This is a genomic window from Vibrio sp. M250220 (genome assembly GCF_036533795.1).
In the GTDB taxonomy this organism is placed as follows: domain Bacteria; phylum Pseudomonadota; class Gammaproteobacteria; order Enterobacterales; family Vibrionaceae; genus Vibrio.
In genome coordinates, this window is sequence record NZ_JATABI010000018.1 from 34,217 (window position 1) to 57,857 (window position 23,641).

The 23,641-nt window shown below is 44.5% G+C and carries 25 protein-coding genes; 17 read left to right on the top strand and 8 right to left on the bottom strand.

Features of this window, described 5'->3' with window-relative positions; all coding sequences use genetic code 11:
* The first annotated feature begins 11 nt into the window (after positions 1–11).
* Genes rpsD through rplQ form a run of 3 tightly spaced genes read left to right on the top strand, consistent with a single transcriptional unit; the run spans position 12 to position 2,056 of the window.
* Positions 12–632, top strand: a complete 621-nt coding sequence (rpsD, locus tag QTN94_RS08755; RefSeq protein WP_269377110.1) for a 30S ribosomal protein S4 — start codon at positions 12–14, stop codon at positions 630–632.
* Positions 633–656: 24 nt separating this feature from the next.
* Positions 657–1,649, top strand: coding sequence for a DNA-directed RNA polymerase subunit alpha (locus QTN94_RS08760; protein WP_004410407.1), 993 nt, complete (start codon positions 657–659; stop codon positions 1,647–1,649).
* A 26-nt stretch (positions 1,650–1,675) separates the two neighbouring features.
* On the top strand, positions 1,676–2,056 hold the full coding sequence (gene rplQ, locus QTN94_RS08765) for a 50S ribosomal protein L17 (protein WP_005383141.1): 381 nt from the start codon (positions 1,676–1,678) through the stop codon (positions 2,054–2,056).
* 187 nt (positions 2,057–2,243) lie between these two features.
* Here rplQ and QTN94_RS08770 read toward each other — a convergent pair whose 3' ends face one another.
* Positions 2,244–2,741, bottom strand: a complete 498-nt coding sequence (locus QTN94_RS08770; protein WP_331417954.1) for a DUF2780 domain-containing protein — start codon at positions 2,739–2,741, stop codon at positions 2,244–2,246.
* A gap of 109 nt (positions 2,742–2,850) precedes the next feature.
* Entirely contained in the window at positions 2,851–3,471 is a 621-nt protein-coding gene (locus QTN94_RS08775) for an FKBP-type peptidyl-prolyl cis-trans isomerase (protein WP_138972788.1), read from the bottom strand.
* A gap of 233 nt (positions 3,472–3,704) precedes the next feature.
* On the opposite strand from QTN94_RS08775, the gene QTN94_RS08780 reads away from it, so the two are divergent.
* A complete protein-coding gene (locus tag QTN94_RS08780) occupies positions 3,705–4,274 on the top strand; it encodes a LysM-like peptidoglycan-binding domain-containing protein (protein ID WP_331417937.1) in 570 nt (189 codons plus the stop codon).
* Here the strand turns inward: QTN94_RS08780 and QTN94_RS08785 are convergent.
* The 4 genes from QTN94_RS08785 to cpdB form a co-directional block, all read right to left on the bottom strand.
* Positions 4,220–5,128, bottom strand: a complete 909-nt coding sequence (locus tag QTN94_RS08785; RefSeq protein ID WP_331417938.1) for a DMT family transporter — start codon at positions 5,126–5,128, stop codon at positions 4,220–4,222. The genes QTN94_RS08780 and QTN94_RS08785 overlap by 55 nt on opposite strands.
* A 2-nt stretch (positions 5,129–5,130) precedes the next feature.
* Entirely contained in the window at positions 5,131–5,583 is a 453-nt protein-coding gene (locus QTN94_RS08790; protein ID WP_138972791.1) for a GNAT family N-acetyltransferase, read from the bottom strand.
* Between the two features lie 71 nt (positions 5,584–5,654).
* Positions 5,655–6,218, bottom strand: coding sequence for a Crp/Fnr family transcriptional regulator (locus tag QTN94_RS08795; protein ID WP_331417955.1), 564 nt, complete (start codon positions 6,216–6,218; stop codon positions 5,655–5,657).
* Between the two features lie 125 nt (positions 6,219–6,343).
* Entirely contained in the window at positions 6,344–8,305 is a 1,962-nt protein-coding gene (gene cpdB / locus QTN94_RS08800; RefSeq protein WP_331427452.1) for a 2',3'-cyclic-nucleotide 2'-phosphodiesterase, read from the bottom strand.
* Between the two features lie 260 nt (positions 8,306–8,565).
* Here cpdB and cobA point away from each other — a divergent pair, with 260 nt between their 5' ends.
* From cobA to cysC, 5 genes are read left to right on the top strand one after another with little or no spacing between them, the layout of a single operon-like run.
* Positions 8,566–9,429: a uroporphyrinogen-III C-methyltransferase gene (gene cobA / locus QTN94_RS08805; protein ID WP_331417940.1), complete on the top strand. Its 864-nt coding sequence runs from the start codon at positions 8,566–8,568 to the stop codon at positions 9,427–9,429.
* A gap of 29 nt (positions 9,430–9,458) precedes the next feature.
* Positions 9,459–10,391 carry a sulfate adenylyltransferase subunit CysD gene (gene cysD, locus QTN94_RS08810; protein WP_276608347.1) on the top strand — a complete coding sequence of 311 codons (933 nt, stop codon included), beginning with the start codon at positions 9,459–9,461 and terminating at the stop codon, positions 10,389–10,391.
* 22 nt (positions 10,392–10,413) lie between these two features.
* Positions 10,414–11,841 (top strand): sulfate adenylyltransferase subunit CysN, encoded by a 1,428-nt coding sequence (gene cysN, locus QTN94_RS08815; RefSeq protein WP_138972794.1) that lies wholly within the window; start codon positions 10,414–10,416, stop codon positions 11,839–11,841.
* Positions 11,842–11,865: 24 nt separating this feature from the next.
* Positions 11,866–13,590 carry an SLC13 family permease gene (locus QTN94_RS08820; RefSeq protein WP_138972795.1) on the top strand — a complete coding sequence of 575 codons (1,725 nt, stop codon included), beginning with the start codon at positions 11,866–11,868 and terminating at the stop codon, positions 13,588–13,590.
* 12 nt (positions 13,591–13,602) lie between these two features.
* Positions 13,603–14,220: an adenylyl-sulfate kinase gene (gene cysC, locus QTN94_RS08825; protein ID WP_138972796.1), complete on the top strand. Its 618-nt coding sequence runs from the start codon at positions 13,603–13,605 to the stop codon at positions 14,218–14,220.
* A 53-nt stretch (positions 14,221–14,273) separates the two neighbouring features.
* Here cysC and QTN94_RS08830 read toward each other — a convergent pair whose 3' ends face one another.
* Both QTN94_RS08830 and zur read right to left on the bottom strand, forming a co-directional pair.
* A complete protein-coding gene (locus tag QTN94_RS08830) occupies positions 14,274–14,735 on the bottom strand; it encodes a chemotaxis protein CheX (RefSeq protein WP_006878545.1) in 462 nt (153 codons plus the stop codon).
* Positions 14,736–14,751: 16 nt separating this feature from the next.
* Positions 14,752–15,216: a zinc uptake transcriptional repressor Zur gene (gene zur / locus QTN94_RS08835; protein ID WP_138972797.1), complete on the bottom strand. Its 465-nt coding sequence runs from the start codon at positions 15,214–15,216 to the stop codon at positions 14,752–14,754.
* A 424-nt stretch (positions 15,217–15,640) separates the two neighbouring features.
* Between zur and QTN94_RS08840 the strand changes: the two genes are divergently transcribed.
* The 8 genes from QTN94_RS08840 to QTN94_RS08875 all read left to right on the top strand — a co-directional run bounded on the left by QTN94_RS08840 (position 15,641) and on the right by QTN94_RS08875 (position 23,116).
* Positions 15,641–15,853 carry a hypothetical protein gene (locus QTN94_RS08840; RefSeq protein ID WP_331427453.1) on the top strand — a complete coding sequence of 71 codons (213 nt, stop codon included), beginning with the start codon at positions 15,641–15,643 and terminating at the stop codon, positions 15,851–15,853.
* A 254-nt stretch (positions 15,854–16,107) separates the two neighbouring features.
* Positions 16,108–17,109: a tRNA dihydrouridine(20/20a) synthase DusA gene (gene dusA / locus QTN94_RS08845; RefSeq protein WP_138972805.1), complete on the top strand. Its 1,002-nt coding sequence runs from the start codon at positions 16,108–16,110 to the stop codon at positions 17,107–17,109.
* 163 nt (positions 17,110–17,272) lie between these two features.
* Positions 17,273–17,482, top strand: coding sequence for an envelope stress response protein PspG (gene pspG, locus QTN94_RS08850; RefSeq protein WP_331427454.1), 210 nt, complete (start codon positions 17,273–17,275; stop codon positions 17,480–17,482).
* 131 nt (positions 17,483–17,613) lie between these two features.
* The gene (locus QTN94_RS08855) at positions 17,614–18,273 is read left to right on the top strand and encodes a TIGR04219 family outer membrane beta-barrel protein (RefSeq protein ID WP_331427455.1); all 660 of its coding nucleotides are present in this window, start codon (positions 17,614–17,616) and stop codon (positions 18,271–18,273) included.
* Between the two features lie 142 nt (positions 18,274–18,415).
* Positions 18,416–18,646, top strand: a complete 231-nt coding sequence (locus QTN94_RS08860) for a hypothetical protein (protein WP_269377133.1) — start codon at positions 18,416–18,418, stop codon at positions 18,644–18,646.
* 126 nt (positions 18,647–18,772) lie between these two features.
* Entirely contained in the window at positions 18,773–20,623 is a 1,851-nt protein-coding gene (locus QTN94_RS08865) for an assimilatory sulfite reductase (NADPH) flavoprotein subunit (protein ID WP_331427456.1), read from the top strand.
* Positions 20,623–22,344, top strand: a complete 1,722-nt coding sequence (cysI, locus tag QTN94_RS08870; protein WP_331417953.1) for an assimilatory sulfite reductase (NADPH) hemoprotein subunit — start codon at positions 20,623–20,625, stop codon at positions 22,342–22,344. Before QTN94_RS08865 ends, cysI begins: the two co-directional genes overlap by 1 nt.
* Complete coding sequence (locus QTN94_RS08875; protein ID WP_138972810.1) at positions 22,337–23,116, top strand: phosphoadenylyl-sulfate reductase; 780 nt, start codon at positions 22,337–22,339, stop codon at positions 23,114–23,116. Before cysI ends, QTN94_RS08875 begins: the two co-directional genes overlap by 8 nt.
* Positions 23,117–23,641: the final 525 nt, after the last annotated feature.

A 23,641-nucleotide genomic window follows, 5' to 3' on the forward strand; every position in this document is an offset into this window, starting at 1 on the left:
GGAGAAAGATCATGGCAAGATATTTGGGTCCTAAGCTGAAGCTTAGCCGTCGCGAAGGTACTGACTTATTCCTTAAGTCTGGTGTACGCGCGATCGATACCAAGTGTAAAATTGATAACGCACCAGGTGTACACGGCGCTCGTCGCGGTCGTCTATCTGAGTATGGCGTTCAGCTTCGTGAGAAGCAAAAAGTTCGTCGTATGTACGGCGTTCTAGAAAAACAATTCCGTAACTACTACAAAGAAGCTGCTCGCCTAAAAGGCAACACTGGTGAAAACCTACTTCAGCTTCTTGAAGGTCGTCTTGATAACGTAGTTTACCGCATGGGCTTTGGTGCAACTCGCGCAGAAGCACGTCAGCTAGTTAGCCACAAAGCTATCCTAGTTAACGGTAAAGTTGTAAACGTTCCTTCTTTCAATGTTGCGGCTAATGACGTTGTTTCTATCCGCGAGAAAGCTAAACAGCAATCTCGTATCAAGGCTGCTCTAGAAGTTGCTGAACAACGTGAAAAACCAACTTGGATTGAAGTAGATGGTGGTAAGATGGAAGGTACGTTCAAGCGTATGCCTGAGCGTTCAGATCTATCTGCTGACATCAACGAACAATTGATCGTCGAGCTTTACTCTAAGTAAGGTTTAAACTAAAGAGAGGACACAATGCAGGGTTCTGTAACAGAATTTCTTAAGCCACGTCTTGTTGACATCGAACAGGTTAGCACGACTCACGCAAAAGTAACTCTTGAGCCATTAGAGCGTGGTTTTGGCCATACTCTTGGTAATGCACTTCGCCGTATTCTTCTATCTTCTATGCCAGGTTGTGCTGTAACAGAAGTAGAAATCGAAGGCGTACTTCATGAGTACAGCACTAAAGAAGGCGTTCAAGAAGATATTCTTGAAATCCTACTTAACCTTAAAGGTCTTGCTGTACGCGTTGCCGAAGGCAAAGATGAAGTGTTCATTACTTTGAATAAATCAGGCTCGGGCCCTGTGGTTGCAGGTGACATCACCCATGATGGTGATGTAGAGATCGCTAACCCTGAACACGTAATTTGTCACCTAACAGATGACAACGCTGAGATCGCAATGCGTATCAAAGTTGAACGTGGTCGTGGTTATGTTCCAGCTTCGGCTCGTATCCATACTGAAGAAGATGAGCGTCCTATTGGTCGCCTACTGGTTGACGCTACGTACAGCCCAGTAGACAAGATTGCTTACTCTGTTGAAGCGGCTCGTGTAGAGCAGCGTACAGACCTAGACAAGCTTGTTATCGACATGGAAACGAACGGTACTCTAGACCCTGAGGAAGCAATCCGTCGTGCAGCTACTATCCTAGCTGAACAATTGGATGCGTTCGTAGATCTTCGTGATGTACGTGTACCTGAGGAGAAGGAAGAGAAGCCAGAATTCGATCCGATCCTACTGCGTCCTGTAGACGATCTTGAACTAACAGTTCGCTCTGCTAACTGTCTGAAAGCAGAAGCGATTCACTACATCGGTGATCTTGTACAGCGTACTGAGGTTGAGCTACTTAAAACGCCTAACCTTGGTAAAAAATCTCTTACTGAGATTAAAGACGTACTTGCATCACGTGGTCTTTCTCTTGGCATGCGCCTTGAGAACTGGCCACCAGCGTCTATCGCTGAAGATTAATCGATAATAGTTAGAAGGATTAGGTCATGCGCCATCGTAAGAGTGGTCGTCAACTCAACCGCAACAGCTCACATCGTAAAGCGATGTTTAGCAACATGGCTAGCTCTCTAGTACGTCATGAAGTTATCAAGACTACACTGCCAAAAGCAAAAGAGCTACGTCGCGTAGTTGAGCCTTTGATTACACTAGCTAAGACTGACAGCGTTGCTAACCGTCGTCTAGCATTTGCACGTACTCGTGACAACGAAGTAGTTGCAAAACTATTTAACGAACTAGGTCCACGTTTCGCTGCTCGTCAGGGCGGTTACACTCGTATCCTAAAAGCTGGCTTCCGTGCTGGTGACAAAGCTCCAATGGCTTACATTGAGCTTGTAGATCGCCCAGCTGCTGAAGAAGCTGCTGAGTAATCAGGTTCGTACGAACAAAAAAGCCGAGCATATGCTCGGCTTTTTTGTTTCTGGCAGACATAAACGTATCGGATTTATTTTCTAATGGAATGTTTGTTGCCGAAAAGTGCTTGAGATAGTCGCCCAACTATCGCGGTATAAAAAAGATTGACCTAGTGTGCCAACCCTTCAAATTTATCGCTACTCGCTACTGCCAAACAGCCCCTAAGCTATCCAGCAGTCCATTACTTGCTCCTTGGCTCTGCAGTGCGCTGATAATAATTGGAGCAAAGGTAGAGATGAGCGATGGGTCCATGCCTAATGCTGAGAATGCACTTTTAACTGTTTCATTATTGGCAATCATTGCTGTTAAGCCGCTTGATTGTAGAGAGTCAAAACCAGATATCAACCCCGCCATTTCATTGCTTTGACTGCTATTAAGCGAGTTTTGCGCCAGCGCTAACATTGAGCCTAGACCGCCAATGGCTTGTTCAGAAGAAATGTTGGCACTATTTTGCAGTGTAGAAACTAAATCGGTGCTGCCTCTATTTTGTGAAGACCATGTCTGAACCGCGCCCATTAAAGCGGCATTTGCTAAGCTGCTGTAGGCATTATCACTGCCTGCGTTGGTGTTGCTACCTGATTTAGTTTGGCATCCCATTAACGCCATGCTCACGATCGCTACCAGTACAATTTTCTTATTCATCTTCTTTCCTTAATAAAACGAGATCATTGATAGATCTGTCGAATAAGTATCATACATAAAAAACGGCGACACAATGGCCGCCGTTTTGTTCGCTTTAATTTGCTGGAAATTAAAGGATATCTAGTAGTTCTACTTCAAATACTAGAGCTGCAAATGGTGGAATTGCAGCGCCAGCGCCACGTTCACCGTATGCAAGATCTTGTGGGATGTATAGTTTCCACTTTGAACCAACAGGCATCAGTTGTAGTGCTTCAACCCAACCTTTGATAACGCCAGTCACTGGGAACTCAGCTGGTTGACCGCGAGATACTGAGCTGTCGAAAACGGTACCGTCAGTTAGCTCACCGTGGTAGTGAACGCGAACTTGCTTGTCTGAAGTTGGGATTTCACCAGTACCTTCAGTGATCACTTCGTATTGAAGACCAGATTCAAGAACCGTTACTTCTGGACGTAGAGCGTTATCTTTTAGGAACGCTTCGCCGTCTGCAGCAGCTGCCTTTGCTGCTTCTTGGCGTGCAGCTTCAACACGAGTGTGTAGCTCTTGAAGAGCGTTGTTGATCTCGTCGATTTCGATAGCTGGTTGCTCACCAACTAGTGCTGTAGCGATACCGGCAGCGATGGCGTCAACGTTTAGACCTTCTAGACCAGAACCAGCAAGTTGCTGACCCATCTGTAGACCGATACCGTAGCTAGCTTTTTGCTCTACAGTGTCAAATTTAACTTCAGACATGATGTCTCTCTTTGTATGGTGTATAAAGCAGTAAAGGATACCAGTAATGGCGCCATGATGAAACGGTCGTTCCCATATAGTCTGTCGAGTAGGGGAATGTGAGATTAAGATCGACTTTCTATGACTTGATAGCAAGTTTTGACCCAGCGATTACTTTGTTGAGCGAAAATTCCTATACTCATGGGGGCTTGGTTTTTATACTTAGAGCGAAATCCGTTTGGAGACAAGGTGCGATGAATCGCAGAAAAAAGAAAAAACAGCAGCAAGTTGATTACGTTGATGTAGTGAAGAAAAAGTTTAGTGCTATTGATTGGCTCAAACTAAAGGGGGCAGTCCTACAACGCTGGAACCTGCTTCCTAAACTTCACCAACGTGGTTTAATGATCTTAGTGCCTGTCTTGCTGGTTTTATTGGTGATTCCGTTACCCGATTCGACGGGTGGTACTAAATTACAAACCTCGCCAGTCCAACGAGTCGAGATTGACATTGATACACGCAGTTTGAGCGAGCAACAAAGCAGACAGCAGCAATCACTGGCTTCTGACACTTGGAAGGAGTATCAGGTTAAGAGTGGTGATACATTGGCGCAAGTGTTTCGCAGCAATGGTTTAGCAATGGCGGATCTCAACGCTTTAGTAAAAGTAGAAGGTGCGGACAAACCTCTAAGCCAAATTAAGCAAGGGCAGCTTGTCCGCTTTAAGTTAGCGGAGAATGGGCAATTGGATATCCTTCAACTCGAAAAGAACAATCAGTCTGTTATGTTCTTCCGTCTTTCTGACGGTGGCTTTGGTCGTAGTAAGTAACTCATCCTTCCGCTTTTTATCAGTGTTTGCCACGGGGCAAGGGGTAGCATAATCATGGTTATCCCTATCACTGTCAGCCAGTCTGGCACTTCGTCAAAATAAACCACGCCAATAATAACGACGAATACTAACCCTGAATTTTCTGCTACAGAAATCTGGCTTGCTGGCGCTCGTCGATAAGCCATGACCGCCAACCCGTTGTAACTCAAAATTAATCCAGCACTTGCCAAAATCAGCATGATTTGCTGATAGGTTATCGGCGCCCAGTAAATCAAGGCTAATACCGATGAGAGAGGCAGAGATAGCAATGATGTCCAAAATAACGTGCTGATGATGGTCTGTTCCGCCGGTAATTTACGCGCAGTGACGTTGAAGAGTGCCAGAGTTAACGTTGTTCCTAAGGCAAACGTCGCCGCCCAATGAAATTCTGAAGGCCTGAGAACCACTAATACACCGACAAAACCGAACAGTGATGCGGCCGCACGCGTCCAAGCGATTTTCTCTCCTAGAAGCAATACAGCTAGCGGTAGCATCAATAAAGGGGCGGCATAAAAGACTGCGTTTGCCGTCGCTAGGGTCAGGTGAGTGATGGCAATGACCATGCATCCACTGCCAATCAATATCAGTTGTGCACGGAATAAGTTGAGACCTGGGCTATAGAGCTTTTTCTGAGTCGGCTTTTGTTGCCACCAAAAGGGAAAGATCACTAAAGTTGAAAGCAGTTGGCGAACGAAAACATACTGGAAGGTAGACACATCACCATCCAGTAATTTTACTGCGACATCAGACAAAGATGCCGCTAAGTTGCCTACGATAAGCAGGAGGATCGCGACATAGGTCGCTGAAGCTGCCACGTCTATTTGTCCAACTTCATATCAATATGTGGGATATCGTCTTCAAGATACATATCTGAGGTTTGGACAAAGCCATGTTGCTGATAAAAGTCAGCCAGATGCTCTTGTGCACCAATCTCTATTTTCTCTCCTGGCCACAAAGATTCACACCCAGCCAATGCTTGCTTGAGTAACTGATGGCCAAGCCCGCCACCTCTATGGCTTGCTAAGGTAGCAACGCGTCCAATGCTGACACTTGGATAGCTTAATCCCTTCGGTATCAACCGAGCGCACGCAACCAACAGCCCATCTTTATAACCAAGTAGATGATATACACCCTCTTGATGATCTTTGTCATCCAGCTCGGGGTATGGGCATGTTTGCTCAACGACAAATACATCCACTCTGAGTTTAAGTAGTTGATAAAGCTGAGTGGTTGTCAGCTGTGAAAAGGGAGTTAGTAGCCAAGTGACCATAGGTGTTTTGCCTTGTTGATATCTGTTAAGGCGAATGTAGCAACTCAATCGCTTGGCGACATTAACAATTGTTAATTTTGGTGGCGATTTTTGATACGACTCAAGCTGATTGGTGTGATGCCTAGGTAAGCAGCGACTTGATAGTCATTGAGCCGTTCAAGCAATTCGGGGTAATGCTGGCAGAAAAGTTGGTAACGTTCCTCCGGGCTGTAGAGCAGCATAAATCGTTCTTTGTTTTCTTTATACATTAACTGAGTTTCGAGCAGCTTTAGGTAAATGCTGTGTTTTTCATCTCGCCACTGACGGAGGGCGGCAATAGGGAGAGAAATCATGGTGCAGGGCGTAAGAGATTCGAGTAGATAAGGTGAGGCCTGCTGTTTGATTAGGCTTTCAAAACCGATAAGCCAGTCATTTTCCCAATAGAACTCTTTGCTGAACTCTTTGCCTTTTTCCGTCAAGTAACATGAATGACAGATACCTGATACGAGAAAATAGATCTCTTCTGCCACCTGCCCTTGATGTAGCAGGATATGACGGGTCGGCAGCTCAAGTTGTCGTGCTGACAGAATCAGTTGATCAACTTCTTGGCTGGTAAATCCATTGTGGGTCAATTGCTGTCGAAAGTTTTCAAACATGGCGTGTTTATCTTTGAATGGGATAGGTAGAGATTCTAGCGCACTTCCCCAACTCGCTACCATTGACCTGTGATGAAAAAAAAGCCGCAACGAACAGTGCGGCTTTGTTTCAATGGAAAAGAGGGTTATTTCTGAAGGTCGATTTGATAAACCGCGAAACCTACATCATCAGTGCCGATGCGTTTCATTGGATACTGGCCTTTTTCTTCGATGAACTTCGCCGCCTTATCACTTGGTGAAGTCTCAAAACGGATGTCCAGTTTCTTATCTGACTTAATTGGTGCAAATGACCAGTTGTTGTCTGCGCTTGGCGTGAATTCACCTTTTTCGTTGCTTACGCGAGTAATGTAAGCCGCGATTACTGAACGGTTTTCATCTGGTGAGTCAAACGCGACAAAATCAGAGCCTGTGCCAGGGAACTTATTGCTGTATGCACGGTAGTTGTTTGTCGCGATGATGAAGTCTTGCTTCATATCGATTGGCTTACCTTGATAAGTAAGATTAACAATACGTTCAGCACCTTCGTTGATCACCTTGCAGTCGCCGTCATATTTCGCCGGCTTAGTGACATCAATTTGATAGTTCAGGCCATCAATAACATCGAAGTTGTAGGTACGGAAACCATCCCAGTCAATCAGACTTTGTGGCTCAGTGCTGTTGATATCAATTTGCTTAAACTGACCCGCTGTACACTCTAACCACTCTTTCACTTCAGTGCCGGTTACTTTCATCGCCACGAGAGTGTTCGGGTATAGGTAAAGGTCTGCTGCGTTACGGAAAGTCAACTGACCAGATTCGACTTCAGTGAAGTTACCCGGATCATTTTTACGACCGCCAGCTTTAAATGGTGCAGCAGCAGAAAGAACAGGAATGTCTGCTAGGTCAGGATCGCCTTGGATAAAGCGCTCAACGTAATCCTTTTGTGCAAGGTTAACAATTTGTACTGTTGGATCGTCTTGTACTAATGCTAAGAAGCTGTACATCACGTCGTTAGCTTTACCGATTGGCTGGTTAACGAAATCGCGAGTCCCTTTGTGGTCAGCTTCAAGCGCTTTAACCATCTCAGCATCTGCTTCTGCAAGTGAAGTTTTTGTTTTCTTGTCGTAGATCGGACGAGCTTCAGTTTGGCCTTTTACAACCGTCCATTTACCGCCTTTTTCTTTCAGTTCAAGATCAATGACACCAACGTGGCTACCCCAGCGACCTGGCATAACTGCAGCTACACCATTGATGGTACCGTTTGTGTTATCAATACCTGGAATGTTATCGAAGCCTTTTCCTGGGAATACAGCATGAGAGTGACCAAAAGCAATCGCGTCGATACCATCTACTTGAGAAAGGTAGTAAGTAGAGTTTTCTGCACCTACTTTATGTGGGTCTGAAGATACGCCAGAGTGCGGAATCGCAACGATGACGTCGGCACCTTCAGCTTTCATTTGAGGCACTAGCTTATCAGCCGTTTCTTTGATGTCTTTAGCGAAGACTTTGCCTTCTAGGTTTTTCTTATCCCACACCATGATTTGCGGTGGAACAAAGCCGATGTAACCCACTTTGATTTCGTGTTCTACGCCATCAACGTCTTTAAATGTATGAGATTTAATGATGTATGGTTTGAAGTAATGCTCGCCAGTTTTCTTGTCGAATACGTTTGCGCTGACATAAGGGAAATCAGCGTCGTTGATAGTTTCTGCAAGGAACTCTAAACCGTAGTTAAACTCATGATTACCAATGTTACCCACATCGTAATTCAACTGGTTCATCGCTTTGTATACTGGGTGTACCTCGCCTTTTTCAATGCCTTTCGCTGCCATATAGTCTCCCATAGGGCTGCCTTGAATTAGGTCACCATTATCAACAAGTACACTGTTTTCTACTTCGGCACGAGCTTGTTTAACCAGAGTAGCAGTGCGAGTAAGACCAATCTGTTGCGATGGCTTGTCTTTGTAGTAGTCATAGTCCATGACGTTAGTGTGAATATCAGTCGTTTCGACAATACGAAGTTTGATCGTATCTGCCATTACTGGACCAGCCATGGCCAACATACCACCAAGTACTGCAAGAGACAGGGGGTTCACTGCTGCTTTCATTTTTTAAGCTCCGATAGCGTTAAATAAGACCCGTCTAATTTAACAAAATGAAGTGAAACAATTGTTTCACTAGGTAATTAATTGTGATCTAGAGCAGTTATGTATTGGTGTTATGCAAAGAATCTCTCAAAATTCGATAAAGGGAATATGGTACGGTTTATTGTTCTTATCAGAAATTGATATAAAAAATGAAATTTTAGAATTTCAGGTAATAAAGATACAGATACATAATGCTTCCATAGACATTGAAGGATGACATTATGGCTCGCAAGGAAACCGTTTCTCAATTCCCTTTGAACGCTCAACGTGCACAGCGTAGCAATCAGATGGATTTAAATACTTTTGGTCGCAGCGTGCTCGGTAAAGGTGAAGTAGCACTTATCGGTGCAGGCCCTGGTGACGTAGAGTTGCTAACGCTGAAGGCAATGCGTTTCTTACAGCAAGCGGATGTCGTGCTATACGACTATCTTGTTTCTGAAGACATTATGTCTCTCCTTCCTAGTGACACGATTACGGTGTGTGTTGGTAAGCGCGCTGGCCACCATAGTGTCCCTCAAGAAAAAACCAATCAGCTATTGGTGGACTTTGCTAAACAAGGTCACCGTGTCGCTCGCATCAAGGGCGGTGATCCGTTTATTTTTGGCCGCGGTGGTGAAGAGCTTGAAGTATTGGCGGACGCTGGAGTTTCTTTTCATGTTGTTCCTGGTATTACCGCCGCAGCGGGTGCGACAGCTTATGCGGGCATACCGTTAACCCATAGAGATTACGCTCAATCAGCAATGTTTATAACAGGGCATTTGAAAGCAGAAAGTGACCAGATGGACTGGTCTACGTTGGCTCGCGGCAACCAAACGCTGGTGATCTATATGGGCTTAATGAAGTCTGACTATATTGAGCATCAGTTGATTGAGCACGGCCGTAGCCCTGAGACTCCAATCGCCATTATTGAGCGTGGGACTCAGTCAACCCAAAGAATATTCAAAGGTCAGCTATCTCAACTGGCTGAACTTGCAAAAGACGCGCAATCGCCGTCTCTCATCGTCATTGGTGAAGTGGTGTCACTGTCAGACAAGCTGGCGTGGTTCACTCCACAGCCTAGCGTACAACAGCGCCAATTCGCATAACTCATTATTTGATTAGTCAGAAGCTCGTATTGAGCCGTAAAGGAAGCACTAACATGGACCAAGAACGTTTAACCCACCTCAAGCAACTCGAAGCGGAGAGTATTCATATCATCCGTGAAGTGGCGGCTGAGTTTGATAACCCAGTGATGATGTACTCGATCGGTAAAGATTCGTCGGTAATGTTGCATCTCGCTCGCAAAGCTTTCTACCCAGGAAAGATCCCGTTCCCGCTGCTGCACGTGGATACTGACTGGAAATTTAAAGAGATGATTGAGTTTCGTGATCGTACGGCTGAAAAGTATGGTTTTGAGCTTTTGGTGCATAAGAACCCTGAAGGTTTAGCGATGGGATGTAGTCCGTTTACGCACGGCTCATCTAAGCATACCGATATTATGAAAACACAAGGCCTGAAACAGGCTCTGAATAAATATGGTTTTGATGCGGCTTTTGGTGGAGCTCGTCGAGATGAAGAGAAATCACGTGCTAAAGAGCGTGTCTATTCGTTCCGCGATAAGAACCACACTTGGGATCCAAAGAATCAACGTCCAGAGTTATGGCGTACTTACAACGGTCAGATCAACAAAGGTGAAAGCATTCGTGTCTTCCCGCTATCGAACTGGACTGAACTGGATATCTGGCAATACATCTACTTGGAGAACATCGACATTGTTCCGCTGTATCTAGCAGAAAAGCGTCCTGTTGTTGAGCGTGATGGCATGCTGATCATGGTGGATGATGATCGTATGAAGTTAGAGCCGGGAGAAGTGATTGAAGAGAAGAGCGTACGTTTCCGTACTCTTGGCTGCTACCCGCTTACGGGGGCGATTGAGTCAGATGCGAATACGTTAACTGGCATTATTGAAGAGATGTTGGTGGCAACATCGAGTGAACGTCAAGGCCGCGCGATCGACCACGATCAGTCTGGATCGATGGAACTGAAAAAACGTCAAGGCTACTTCTAATTTAGGATCTAAGGAAAGAAACATGAACAGCGTAGTAGAAGCTCAATTAGAAGAGCTAGGTATCGAAGGTTACCTTACACAGCATCAATACAAATCACTGCTTAGATTCCTTACCTGTGGATCAGTAGATGATGGCAAAAGTACTTTAATCGGCCGATTACTGCATGACTCAAAGCAGATCTATGAAGATCAGTTAGCGGCCGTACATAACGACAGTCAACGTGTGGGCACAACTGGCGAGCGTCCTGACCTAGCGTTGTTGGTCGATGGATTACAGGCAGAGCGAGAGCAGGGGATCACGATTGATGTCGCGTACCGTTACTTCTCTACCCAAAAACGTAAGTTCATCATTGCCGACACCCCGGGGCATGAACAGTACACACGCAATATGGCAACAGGGGCATCAACGTGTGATCTGGCGGTGATCTTAATTGACGCACGTAAAGGTGTGTTGGATCAAACTCGTCGTCATTCGTTTATCTCAAATCTATTGGGTTTAAAACACTTTGTTGTTGCCGTGAACAAAATGGATCTTGTCGACTACTCACAGCAACGATTTGAACAGATCCGCGACGAATATTTGGAGTTTTCTAAGAATCTACAGGGTGAAATCGATATTCAGATTTTACCGCTGTCGGCTTTAGAGGGTGACAATGTTGTAGATGCAAGTGAGAACTTGAGTTGGTTCGAAGGTCCATCTTTGCTTGAGATCCTTGAAACGGTAAACGTTGATCGTGACAAGGCCGTTGGTGAGTTCCGTTTCCCAGTCCAGTATGTGAATCGACCAAACCTAGATTTCCGTGGTTTCTCTGGCACGATTGCGTCAGGTTCTATCAACGTTGGTGATGAGGTTAAGGCGTTACCTTCAGGCAAAACATCGAAAGTTGCTCGTATTGTGACTTTTGATGGCGACCTAGAGCAGGCACAAGCTGGACTGGCAGTGACGCTCACTTTGGAAGACGAAATTGATGTTAGCCGTGGTGATCTAATTGTTCTAGAAAAGGCGCAGATTGAATCGAGTAACCATCTCCTAGCTGATGTGGTTTGGATGACAGAGCAACCGCTTCAGCCGGGGCGTGAGTATGACATCAAGATTGCTGGCAAGAAAACAGTGGGTCGTGTTGAGTCCATTCGTCATCAGTATGACATCAATAACCTTTCAACCCATAGTGCGGTTGAATTACCACTCAACGGTATCGGTTTGTGTGAATGGACGCTGACTGAGTCAGTGGCACTCGATAGCTACACCTCATGCCAAGATACTGGTGGGTTTATCATTATTGACCGCTTAACCAATGTGACAGTTGGTGCTGGCTTGGTACGTGAAAGCTTGACTCAGGTGGAAACGAAAGTCGGTGATTTCTCTGCATTTGAGATCGAACTTAACGCGTTAATCCGCAAGCATTTCCCACACTGGGAATCAAAAGATATCAGTCAGTTACTTAAGTAACCGTCTTACTGGTAGGGAAGTAATATGTGGCAACAAGGATTTGTGTTAGCAATATTATTAGGCATAGTAACCTGCCTGTTGGCTACGCGGATTAAACCGAGTTATATCTTCGCAGGTGCAGCATTCATTGCTTTTCTTGGCGGAATGATTGAGCTCGGTGATGTTGCCACGAATTTTACTAACTCTTCTCTACTGACTTTGGTGCTGCTGATTTTGGCTTCAGCAGCATTGGAGAAAACGCGTTTGGTGAGTTGGGTCAGTCGTTCATTGTCTAATGGTCGTCTAGCCACTGTGGTTGCAAAACTTGGAATTTCAACCGCGTTACTCTCTTCATTTACCAATAACACCGCGGTGGTAGTATCTCTGATTGGTGCCATTAAGCGCAATCAGCAGCATGCCCCATCTAAACTGTTGATCCCTCTCTCTTATGCGGCGATTTTGGGTGGTACGCTCACTTTGATCGGTACATCCACAAACTTGATCATCAATAGCTTTGTTGAAGATGCCGGTTTGCCGAGTTTAGGTTTTTTTGCCCCCACGTTGATCGGTTTGTCTGTGCTGCTTGGTGGCTTGATGATCTTGATCCCCATGAGTTACTTTCTGCCTGATTATGAAGATCATACACAGGATGAGCTGCCTTATTTCTTAGAAGCGCGCGTCGAGCCTGGTTCGCCGCTAGTTGGACGTAGCATCAGTGAAAACAACCTACGTGCGTTACGTAAGTTGTTCTTGGCTGAAGTGGTTCGTGATGGTCAGACTATGCCTTCGGTCGAACCTGATTTTGTCCTTCAAGCTCGTGATCGATTGTTGTTTTGTGGTGATATCGAAAGTGTCGCCACTTTACAGGAGATTCAAGGTTTAACCCTATTTGGTCAGCACCACCTTAATGGACAAGGGTTTGTTGAAGTCGTTGTCAGCTCTTCGGCCAGTTTCTGTAATAAGACGCTGAAATCGAGTCATTTTCGAGATCGATTTGATGCAGTAGTGGTAGCTATTCGTCGTGGCCACGAGCGTTTGCAAGGTGGCTTGGGGAATATCACTCTAAATGCAGGGGATACCTTAGTACTTGTTCCTGGTAAGCGTTTTGAACAAGAGAGACAAGCCCATCGCAAAGAGTTTGTGTTGATCAATGCGCTTGGTTCAAGTGCTCGTCTAGACACGAATAAATCGACTTGTGTGTTATTGGGTTTTGCTGGTGTCATATCCTTAGCTTTGCTTGACTTGTTTCCATTGATAAAAGGTTTGTCCGTCTTTCTTTTAGCGGCGCTCTTTTCTGGCGTCATCCAACTTGCCGAATTGCGTAGACGCTTTCCCATCGATATTGTTGTGATCGTTGGTTCGGCACTGTCAATCGCACAACTGATGTTGTCATCCGGTTTATCGGTCAGTTTGGGTCAGATGTTTATTGAAGGATTCAATGGGTGGGGAGTCTTTGGTGCTTTGGTTGCGACTTACTTGCTTACTCTTATTTTAACTGAGCTTGTTACTAACAATGCTGCGGCCGCATTAGCATTTCCAATTGGTTACAGTATGGCTTTGGGCTACGGGGTCGATCCTATGCCATTTATTATGGCGGTGTTGTTTGGTGCAAGTGCGAGCTTTATTTCACCCTACGGTTATCAAACTAACCTTTTGGTTTATAGCGTAGGAAATTACAAAATTACTGATTATGTTCGAGTGGGAATTCCTTTATCGATTGTTTACTCCGTGTTGGTGTTAACGCTGATTCCACTCTTCTTTCCGTTTTAAAAGGACTCAATTATGACTACGGAAACACCGACTAAAGACGAAAATGTTGTTTGGCATCATCACTCGATTGACAAAGAATTTCGCGCCAAACTCAAAAGACAGCAACCCGTTGTACTTTGGTTTACTGGCTTGTCTGGCGCAGGTAAGTCGACCGTCGCCGGTGCTCTAGAAACGCGTTTGGCTGAATTGGGGCATCACACTTACTTGTTAGATGGAGACAATGTTCGTCATGGTTTGTGTAGTGATCTCGGGTTCTCTGAGCAAGATCGCCGTGAAAACATCCGTCGCATCGGTGAATTGGCTAAGCTGATGGCGGATGCTGGTTTGATCGTCTTGTCCGCTTTTATCTCTCCTCATCGTGCAGAGAGGCAGTTGGTACGTGAAATGCTGCCAGAGGGCGAGTTTTTAGAAGTGTTCGTCAATACTTCATTGGAAGTGTGTGAACAAAGGGATCCTAAAGGTCTGTATAAAAAAGCGCGTGCAGGGGAGATTACTAATTTTACTGGTATCGATTCTGAGTATGAAGCACCACTCAATCCAGAAATTGATCTTCGGGCAGGTGAAAAGTCAATTGATGAGCTGGTTGATGACTGCTTACAAGTTTTGAAAGCCCGTAAGGTGATTGCATAAATAAAAAACGCTTCTCTAGAGAAGCGTTTTTTTATTTGTTTATCTGTTAAGGGTTATTCAAAACAGATCTCAATAAATGCGTTACCCCATTGAGAAGTGAACGGCATGATAATGATAGAACCTTCGCACTTGTGACGGATGGTGTGGCCTTTACCAGAGACAACGACAGGCGTCGCCATATCAAAATCAAAACCACTTTCGGCTAGGATACGTTTTGCACCACCCGTTACCATGTTAGTGATTTCACCCACCATGTCTGTCACTTCATCGTTCAGCCCATTAGGGCGTTCACCAAGCATATTCTGCATAATTTCAAGAGCGAGGTTTTCATCGAAAGTAATCGACATAGAACCGCGGCTTTGCGGACCTACCATCCCGATTAAACCTGAAACATCTCCACGTGCAATTTCATCTTTTTTGACACGAGGTTTCTGTGGCTTCAATTCCAGTGAAGCCATCGTTTTCAAAACATTCATCAATGAAGCTAAAAACGGGTTTACAAATTCAGCGCGCATAATCTTCTTCTATATCTTATTTCGCTTTGTCAGAGGCACATGACTGACAAATACCATGTGATTCAATAACGTGATTGTTGATGGAAAAACCATGTACTTCCGCATTCTTCTTTAGCAAGGCTACCAAACTATCATCTTGCAGTTCAATAACGTTGCTGCATCTGTCGCAAATCAAAAGATGCGAGTGATGCTTATGGGCATTGCAGGAGCAGCATTGAATATAGCTGTTGGTTGATTCAACACGGTGGATGAATCCCTGTTCGAGCAAAAAGTCCAAGGCTCGATACACAGTAGGTGGTTTGGCCTGGGGTTCACTTACTTTTAACTCGTCTAAAAGCTCATAAGCACTTGCAGCCTTTGGACTTGAGCAAATCAGCTCAAACACTCTTTTGCGTTGGGCGGTAAGCCTTACGCCTCTGGCTGCACATATATCTTCTATTTGCTTTACTAACTGCTGGTCCAAACTTATCACCGTTACCAATGGACATTTTTAATAATATACCATTTCTTGCGGTTTATCGTCGCTCTGTAGGTAATATCAATTCGCTATGTCAGCAGGTTACTTATTCGAAGGATGAATAGTAGTAGCCTGACTTTAATGGCATAAGTTACATTATCTACAATAAAAACGATACAAATTACAGCATTTTACTCACTTCTCATTGCCGGCTTGTGTCCAAGATCTGTAAACCGCGCTCAAAATCAAATTCTTCCAGTGCCTTAGTCAGCTCAGAGAGCTGGTTTCGCGACAAACCAATTTGCTGCCCAGATTGCAGTCCATTGATGATAGAAATTAACACGCTACCTCGTTAGTTTTATTTTTTATTGACTGTATTGACAATATGGAGATGGTTTCACATATTTATATCAGCTTTGATTCATCAACAGAGGCTAGGTTGAGACTTATGGATAGATCAAACTTAAGGACGTTGGTCGATAGCATTCATGCTGAAATCAGTAACGATAGGCTACACGGATTACACCGAACCAGTGTAGCATTGAAAGAAGCGATGACTGAATCAGACCGTAGAGAGCTTGTGCAGTATTTTAACTATTTCTCGGTTTGTACGTTCACTGACAACGAATTGATCTTGGAGTATCCCAGTCTTACACTATAAAAATGTTGGCTAACCGAAGGGTTGGCCTTTTTTATTTCGACACAGTGTTGATCCAACCACTACGTCATGGTGGCATGCTCTTATGCACTTTAACTGGTGTAGATAGACAAGCACATGATCTATCAATAGATAACTTAACCGCTTATTGTCATTCCTTAGTATTCCCTCATTTTTCCTGAATGTTTTCTCTTCTGTGTGTATAATCGCGGATTCTGTTTTGACCACGATGCTCACTGTATAGCGAGACTCACCTTATGAAACCTGACAATACTAGTAAATACGCGGCTAACCGCTTTTCCATTGCACCCATGCTCGATTGGACGGATCGACACTGCCGTTACTTCCACCGCTTGTTGACTAACGAGACTCTGCTTTATACAGAGATGGTCACCACGGGGGCAATTATTCATGGTAAAGGTGACTTCCTAGCATATAACCAGGAAGAGCATCCAGTCGCCCTGCAATTAGGCGGTTCAAATCCTAAGGACTTGGCTACTTGCGCTAAACTGGCGGCAGAGCGTGGCTACGATGAGATTAACTTAAACGTTGGCTGTCCATCTGACCGTGTACAGAATGGCCGCTTTGGTGCTTGTCTAATGGGCGAGCCTCAGTTGGTGGCAGACTGTGTTGCAGCTATGCGTGATGTGGTTGATGTACCTGTAACAGTAAAGACCCGTATTGGTATTGATGATCAAGATTCGTATGAATTCCTGACAGACTTTGTTTCTATCGTCTCAGAGAAAGGCGGTTGTGAGCAATTTACTATCCATGCCCGTAAAGCTTGGCTTTCTGGCCTTAGTCCAAAAGAGAACCGAGAGATCCCACCACTGGACTACCCACGCGCATATCAACTAAAGAAAGACTTCTCTCATTTAGTGATCGCTGTGAATGGTGGCGTTAAAACTCTGCAAGAGACTAAAGAGCACTTGCAGCATCTTGATGGTGTGATGGTAGGGCGCGAAGCATATCAGAATCCCTATATCTTAGCTGAGGTCGATCAACAGATCTTTGGATTAGATAAGCCAATTAAAAAGCGTACTCAGGTTGTGGAAGAAATGTATCCATACATTGAACAGCAGCTTTCGAATGGGGCGTACTTAGGTCATATTACTCGTCATATGTTGGGTTTGTTCCAGAACATGCCGGGTGCTCGTCAATGGCGCCGCCATATTAGTGAAAACGCTCATAAGCCAGGATCGGGCATAGAAGTGGTCGAAGCGGCACTAGCGAAAATTCCAAAAGAGTTGAATGTGTAAAAATTACCTACGGGGTTGGTGAAAATTACCATTATCTATCGAAGAAAAGAGTGCTATTTAATAGCGCTCTTTTTTATTTTTCTATATTTTCAATGTCTTAGCATGTTGGTCAAGGTTGGCACGCATCCTGAAACAGAGGTTAGTAACAACAAAGGAGATTGATATGTTTGAGCTAATCTTTATTTTGGTATTTGTAGCAACATTACTGGTCACTGGAGTGACTATGGTTACCGTGTTTGTCGGAGTTGCTTTTTCTCTGGTAGTCATGTTGCTTTTAGGAATGGTTGGCGCAGTGATCAAGCTCATTCCATGGTTGATTATGATTGCTATTGGCGTTTGGTTCTTCAAGAACTATGTGGTTCAGCCTCGATAACAGGACTCTACTGAGAAATATTTACTGGCTAGAGGTATGTCTATGTTAGAATTTGACGAACATCATACTTATCTAGCCATGTGCAGCTCGATTCGGGGCTGTCTGAAGTGAATACTTGGAGAACTAATCCCATGGGTTTTAAAACCGCCAGTGCATTCGCCATCGCCATCGCGGCTGTCGTTTCTGCGTCAGCTTTCGCTGAGTCCTCTCTAACAACTAAGTTTGGCGCTGAAGCGTGGCTAACAGACACTAAAGTGAACGAGGTCACTCGAGATGGTAATACAACACCAAGTGTTTATGTAGCGGTTGAACACGGTATCAAATATGTGCCTGATGCACGTCTGCGCTACACGAGCGTTGATGCTGATTACATGGCTTTTGATAAACTGGATTTAACTTTGTACTACTGTGTTATGGAGCATGATTTAATGCATTTCGATGCGGGTATGACGTTCAGTGACCTAGGTAATACTAAATATATCAACCCTGAAAATAGCGCTAGCACAACGTTTGATAAAACCATTTGGGCTTGGTACGGTTATGCAGAAATCACGGTGCCTAACACCAATTTCGATGTCATCGGTGAAATGAACTTTGGTGATAGTAGCGGTATTAAGAGTACCGACTTGATGGCAGGTGTACAGTACCGCTTACCTGTTGGTGAGAATACATTGGCTTTCCGTGGTGGTTACCGCGTGATTGATTTGGAGTCGGAAGAGTTCCCGAATACTAAGGGCGACCCGTTTATTTTTGCTAATGGCTTCTTTGCTGGCGCAGAGTTTTCTTTCTAAACATCTGAGTCTATTTTTTAAAACGTCGCTATCTAAAGCGGCGTTTTTTTATATCTATTGATTATATCCGTTCATTTCGTTTAGCACTTTTTCTGTCATTGGCCATGCTTAATAAGGAATTTTCGCCAGAGAAAGGAACCTCATGACTATCACTGAACTTCGAAATCTATATCGTGAGAATCAGCTAGTAGAAGCCATTATCGAGCCTTCAGCACAAGAAGGAAGCTGGATTGTGGAATTTCGCCATGCTCGTGGTGGCTTTGTTCTTCTGACCGACTCTCACGGTGAAGAGTGTCATTATATGGACCTCGATCTAGCGTCAAAGTCAGCAATGGCGGTAGGTTTCAAGCAGGTTCGCGTAGAGGCAAAATAGCATTTGATGATTGTTGTCTCCCTATTCTTTAATTCAAAAAGTTATAAAACATTCACTTCTATTCTTTCTTGTTATTAAAGAGAGTGGTTAATCTATCATCACGCAATGAATAGGGATGTCGAGACCATGTCTTTAAACAAGAACGTGTCCTCTCAAGGAAACACGCCACAAGAACTACCATCGATCGCAGCACCTCTGAATGATCAACAGCTGAACTCGCTACAACAGACCGTTGCAGACTTGTCTTCTCAGCAGTTGGCATGGGTGAGTGGATATTTTTGGGGATTGGCCCAAACACAGACCGTGTCTGCTGCCGCACCAATCAACCAAGCCGTTGCTGCTGTAGCGGCAAAGCCTGCTGGCAAACTATCAATTATTTTTGCTTCACAAACCGGCAATGCTAAAGGTGTTGCAGAAGCGCTAGAGCAAGAAGCAAAAGCCTTGGGTATTGAAGCAGAGCTATTCGATGCCAGTGACTATAAAGGTAAGAACCTAGCCAAAGAAACACATGTAATTATTGTGGCTTCAACGAATGGTGAAGGTGAAGCGCCGGACAATGCGATTGAATTGCATGAGTTTTTGCAGTCTAAGAAAGCACCTAAATTAGCGAACCTGAAATATGGTGTGATTGGTCTGGGTGACTCTAGCTATGAGTTCTTCTGCCAAACTGGTAAAGATTTTGACGCTTACCTTGCGAAGCAAGGCGCGACGGCTTTCATTGATCGAATTGATTGTGATGTTGACTATGAAGCGTCCGCGTCTGAATGGCGTGCTAAAGCGCTGGAGACAGTGAAAGAAGATCTCTCTTCTGGGCAAGAAGCGGATATAGTCCAGCTTCCAGTGGCTCAGGCTGCTGGACACTCTCAGTACAGTAAGCAAAAACCTTATACCGCCACTTTGCTGACTAGCCAAAAAATTACAGGCCGTGATTCAGGGAAAGATGTTCGTCATATCGAAATCGACTTGGACGGCTCGGGCTTAACATATCAACCGGGTGATGCGCTTGGGGTATGGTTTGAAAACAGCTCTGAGCTCGCTAACGCAATTTTAGCAAAAGTGGGTTTATCTGGGGTGGAAAGCGTTGAAGTGGATGGTGAAAGCCTGTCAATTCATAGTGCGCTGGTGGCTAAATATGAGATCACTGCATCTAACCCACAACTGGTCGCGAAGTACGCCGAACTGTCCGGTAGTAAAAAACTACAAAAACTGGCTCAAGATAAAGACCAATTGCGTGAATACGCAACCAATACCCAGGTCGTTGATGTTCTTGATGAAAAGAAAACCAAGTTAACCGCAGATCAACTGATTGGTTTGCTGCGTCGTTTGACTCCTCGCCTATACTCAATCGCTTCGAGTCAGTCAGAAGTAGACCAAGAAGTTCATCTAACCGTTGGCCTTGTTGAATATGATAAAGGTGACGATAAGCGCTACGGCGGTGCCTCAAGCTTCTTGTCACAGCGACTGGAAGAGGGGGGGGAGGTTAAAGTGTTTGTTGAAAACAACAATAACTTCAAATTGCCTCAAGATGACAACACTCCCGTCATTATGATTGGTCCTGGTACTGGTATTGCGCCTTTCCGTAGCTTTATTCAAGAGCGAGATAACCGCGATGCTGAAGGCAAGAACTGGTTATTCTTCGGTGACCGCACCTTTACTCAAGACTTCCTCTATCAAGTGGAGTGGCAGAAGTACCTCAAATCTGGATTACTTAATCGTCTAGATGTTGCTTTTAGCCGTGACCAAGTAGAGAAGGTCTACGTCCAACACCGCATCCTAGAAAATGCTGAGCAGGTTTGGCAGTGGATTCATGATGGTGCCTATATCTATGTTTGTGGTGACGCAACTCGAATGGCAAAAGATGTGCACGAAGCATTGGTAATTGTTGCTGAGCAACAAGGCAAGATGTCTCGTGATGATGCAGAAGAATTTATTAACGACTTACGTAAAGCAAAACGTTACCAAAGGGATGTGTACTAATGAGTAATAAGCAGGAAGTATTGGGTGAAGTTCTAGGACCTCTTTCGGATAACGAACGCCTCAAAACTCAAAGTAATTTCTTACGTGGCACAATCGAGCAAGATTTACAGGACCGTATTACTGGTGGATTTACAGCAGATAACTTTCAGCTGATTCGTTTCCACGGAATGTACCAGCAAGATGACCGCGACATTCGAAATGAACGTGCTAAGCAAAAACTCGAACCATTGCACAATGTAATGCTACGCGCGCGCATGCCAGGTGGCATCATTACACCAAAACAGTGGCTTGCGATTGATAAGTTTGCTACCGAACATTCGCTTTATGGCAGTATTCGTCTAACGACACGTCAAACGTTTCAGTTTCACGGTGTACTAAAGCCAAATATCAAGCTCATGCACCAAACCTTAAACAGCATTGGGATTGACTCAATAGCGACGGCTGGTGACGTAAACCGTAACGTCCTATGTACCACCAACCCAATTGAGTCTGAGTTACATCAAGAAGCTTATGAATGGGCGAAGAAGATCAGCGAGCACTTGCTACCAAAAACCAAAGCGTACGCTGAGATCTGGTTGGATGGCGAGAAAGTAGAAACAACAGAAGATGACGAACCAATTTTAGGTAAGACGTATCTTCCTCGTAAGTTCAAAACAACGGTTGTCATTCCGCCACAAAATGATGTCGACGTACATGCGAATGACCTTAACTTCGTCGCGATTGGTGAAAATGGAAAATTAATTGGCTTCAACGTATTAGTTGGCGGTGGCCTTGCTATGACGCACGGCGATACATCTACCTATGCTCGACGCGCAGATGACTTTGGGTTTATCCCTCTAGAAAAGACGCTAGATGTCGCTGCGGCAGTAGTCACCACTCAGCGTGATTGGGGGAACCGCTCAAATCGTAAAAATGCAAAAACTAAGTACACACTCGATCGTGTCGGTATTGATGTCTTTAAAGCGGAAGTCGAAAAGCGAGCTGGCGTGACGTTCTCAGATAGCCGTCCATACGAGTTCACTGATCGTGGTGACCGCATTGGATGGGTTGAAGGTATAGACGGTAAACACCACTTAGCTCTATTTATCGAAAATGGTCGTCTGCTTGATTATCCAGGTAAACCGCTTAAAACAGGTGTTGCTGAAATTGCCAAAATTCACAAAGGCGATTTCCGCATGACAGCAAACCAAAACTTGATTGTTGCTGGTGTAGCGAAAAGCCAGAAAGCAAAAATTGAAAAGATCGCCCGTGAACATGGTTTGATCGATGACAGCGTGAGTGAGCAGCGCAAAAACTCAATGGCGTGTGTCGCATTCCCGACATGTCCATTAGCGATGGCTGAAGCAGAGCGTTTCCTTCCGCAGTTTGTTACAGACGTAGAAGGCATCCTAGAAAAACACGGCTTACCAGAAGATGACAATATTATATTGCGAGTCACTGGTTGTCCGAATGGCTGTGGACGCGCAATGTTGGCTGAAATCGGATTGGTTGGTAAAGCGCCAGGTCGTTACAACCTGCACCTTGGTGGTAACCGAGCGGGTACGCGTATTCCGAAGATGTATAAAGAGAACATCACAGATAAACAGATACTAGAAGAAATTGATCTGCTAGTTGGTCGTTGGGCGAAAGAACGCGAAGAGGGTGAAGGGTTTGGTGACTTTGCTATACGCGCAGGCATCATCCAAGAAGTTAAAGTGTCTAAGAGGGACTTATATGCTTGATTCTGTCGCTTCCAAACCGAAGTTAGCAGAACTGCTCTCATTAACTAAGACGGAGCAAATACTTCGTCTTGCACAAATTAATGGTGAGCTAGAGAAGCTAACCGCTGAGCAAAGAGTTGCTTGGGCATTAGAAAACCTCGAAGGTCAGTTTGCGGTCTCTTCAAGTTTTGGTGTTCAAGCGGCTGTGATGCTACACCTTGTGACTCAACAGTCCCCAGATATCCCAGTCATCTTAACCGATACAGGCTATCTATTTCCCGAAACGTATCGCTTTATCGATCAGTTAAGTGAACAGTTGACTTTAAATCTCAAAGTTTATCGAGCAGTAGAGAGTCCAAACTGGCAAGAAGCGCGTTACGGAAATCTGTGGGAGCAAGGTATAGAGGGAATAGAGAAATACAACAAGATAAACAAAGTCGAACCAATGCGTCGCGCGTTGGATGAACTAGAAGTTGGAACTTGGTTCTCTGGCCTACGCCGAGAGCAATCTAAGTCACGTACCAACTTGCCGATCTTGTCTATCCAAAATGGTGTGTTTAAATTCCTACCCGTAATCGACTGGACTAATAAAGATGTTCATTACTACCTAGAAGAACATGGTCTGCCATATCACCCGCTAAGAGATGAAGGTTATCTGTCCGTTGGTGATACCCATACCACGAAAAAATGGGAACCAGGAATGAGTGAAGAAGAAACTCGTTTCTTTGGTTTAAAGCGTGAATGTGGGCTTCATGAAGATGATGGTAATGAGCAAGATGGTTCTGGTATCTAATCTGCTCTCTTATTTATAAGAAGAAAGGTCGCAATGCGGCCTTTTCTTTTGTCTAAAAAATAGCAATTGTGGATAACTCTGTGAGTATGATGTTTGCTTATTTGGGGTAAAGTTGGATAAATAAAGCTTTGAGCGAAAAAACGACATTTAGATGTTATTTTTGCAATTTTTTCAAATAACGCTTGCCAATGTGAGCGCGATGTCTATAATGCCTCCTCGTCGACAGGGCAAGAGCTCACAAGGGTTCAAGCGAAGTCGATACGGTTAACTAGCCAAGCAAGTTGCTTGAAAAAAAGTTTGAAAAAAGTGGTTGACACTAAAACTTAAATCGCTAGAATGGCCGCCTCTTCCGAGTGATACAAATCACGCAGAAGAGAAGCTCTTTAAAAATATAGACCTATCAATCTGTGTGGGCACTCGTTGATGATAATCCAATTAGAAATTTCTCTAAATAAAGAGGGGTTTCAAATTAGGTTTCAATGAAACGAAGTGACCAAACGAGACTTCTTTTGGAAACATTAGAGG

What these genes read in the sequence shown, in the direction of transcription:
- QTN94_RS08775 (WP_138972788.1), bottom strand. Translation starts at nt 3,471, where the DNA reads ATGTCTGAAGTTAAATTTGACACTGTAGAGCAAAAAGCTAGCTACGGT.
- QTN94_RS08830 (WP_006878545.1), bottom strand. Translation starts at nt 14,735, where the DNA reads ATGCGCGCTGAATTTGTAAACCCGTTTTTAGCTTCATTGATGAATGTT.
- cpdB (WP_331427452.1), bottom strand. Translation starts at nt 8,305, where the DNA reads ATGAAAGCAGCAGTGAACCCCCTGTCTCTTGCAGTACTTGGTGGTATG.
- QTN94_RS08875 (WP_138972810.1), top strand. Translation starts at nt 22,337, where the DNA reads ATGCTTGATTCTGTCGCTTCCAAACCGAAGTTAGCAGAACTGCTCTCA.
- cysN (WP_138972794.1), top strand. Translation starts at nt 10,414, where the DNA reads ATGAACAGCGTAGTAGAAGCTCAATTAGAAGAGCTAGGTATCGAAGGT.
- dusA (WP_138972805.1), top strand. Translation starts at nt 16,108, where the DNA reads ATGAAACCTGACAATACTAGTAAATACGCGGCTAACCGCTTTTCCATT.
- QTN94_RS08760 (WP_004410407.1), top strand. Translation starts at nt 657, where the DNA reads ATGCAGGGTTCTGTAACAGAATTTCTTAAGCCACGTCTTGTTGACATC.
- QTN94_RS08860 (WP_269377133.1), top strand. Translation starts at nt 18,416, where the DNA reads ATGACTATCACTGAACTTCGAAATCTATATCGTGAGAATCAGCTAGTA.
- rplQ (WP_005383141.1), top strand. Translation starts at nt 1,676, where the DNA reads ATGCGCCATCGTAAGAGTGGTCGTCAACTCAACCGCAACAGCTCACAT.
- QTN94_RS08780 (WP_331417937.1), top strand. Translation starts at nt 3,705, where the DNA reads ATGAATCGCAGAAAAAAGAAAAAACAGCAGCAAGTTGATTACGTTGAT.
- QTN94_RS08855 (WP_331427455.1), top strand. Translation starts at nt 17,614, where the DNA reads ATGGGTTTTAAAACCGCCAGTGCATTCGCCATCGCCATCGCGGCTGTC.
- pspG (WP_331427454.1), top strand. Translation starts at nt 17,273, where the DNA reads ATGTTTGAGCTAATCTTTATTTTGGTATTTGTAGCAACATTACTGGTC.
- QTN94_RS08820 (WP_138972795.1), top strand. Translation starts at nt 11,866, where the DNA reads ATGTGGCAACAAGGATTTGTGTTAGCAATATTATTAGGCATAGTAACC.
- QTN94_RS08840 (WP_331427453.1), top strand. Translation starts at nt 15,641, where the DNA reads ATGGATAGATCAAACTTAAGGACGTTGGTCGATAGCATTCATGCTGAA.
- cobA (WP_331417940.1), top strand. Translation starts at nt 8,566, where the DNA reads ATGGCTCGCAAGGAAACCGTTTCTCAATTCCCTTTGAACGCTCAACGT.
- QTN94_RS08865 (WP_331427456.1), top strand. Translation starts at nt 18,773, where the DNA reads ATGTCTTTAAACAAGAACGTGTCCTCTCAAGGAAACACGCCACAAGAA.
- QTN94_RS08770 (WP_331417954.1), bottom strand. Translation starts at nt 2,741, where the DNA reads ATGAATAAGAAAATTGTACTGGTAGCGATCGTGAGCATGGCGTTAATG.
- rpsD (WP_269377110.1), top strand. Translation starts at nt 12, where the DNA reads ATGGCAAGATATTTGGGTCCTAAGCTGAAGCTTAGCCGTCGCGAAGGT.
- cysC (WP_138972796.1), top strand. Translation starts at nt 13,603, where the DNA reads ATGACTACGGAAACACCGACTAAAGACGAAAATGTTGTTTGGCATCAT.
- QTN94_RS08795 (WP_331417955.1), bottom strand. Translation starts at nt 6,218, where the DNA reads ATGTTTGAAAACTTTCGACAGCAATTGACCCACAATGGATTTACCAGC.
- cysI (WP_331417953.1), top strand. Translation starts at nt 20,623, where the DNA reads ATGAGTAATAAGCAGGAAGTATTGGGTGAAGTTCTAGGACCTCTTTCG.
- QTN94_RS08790 (WP_138972791.1), bottom strand. Translation starts at nt 5,583, where the DNA reads ATGGTCACTTGGCTACTAACTCCCTTTTCACAGCTGACAACCACTCAG.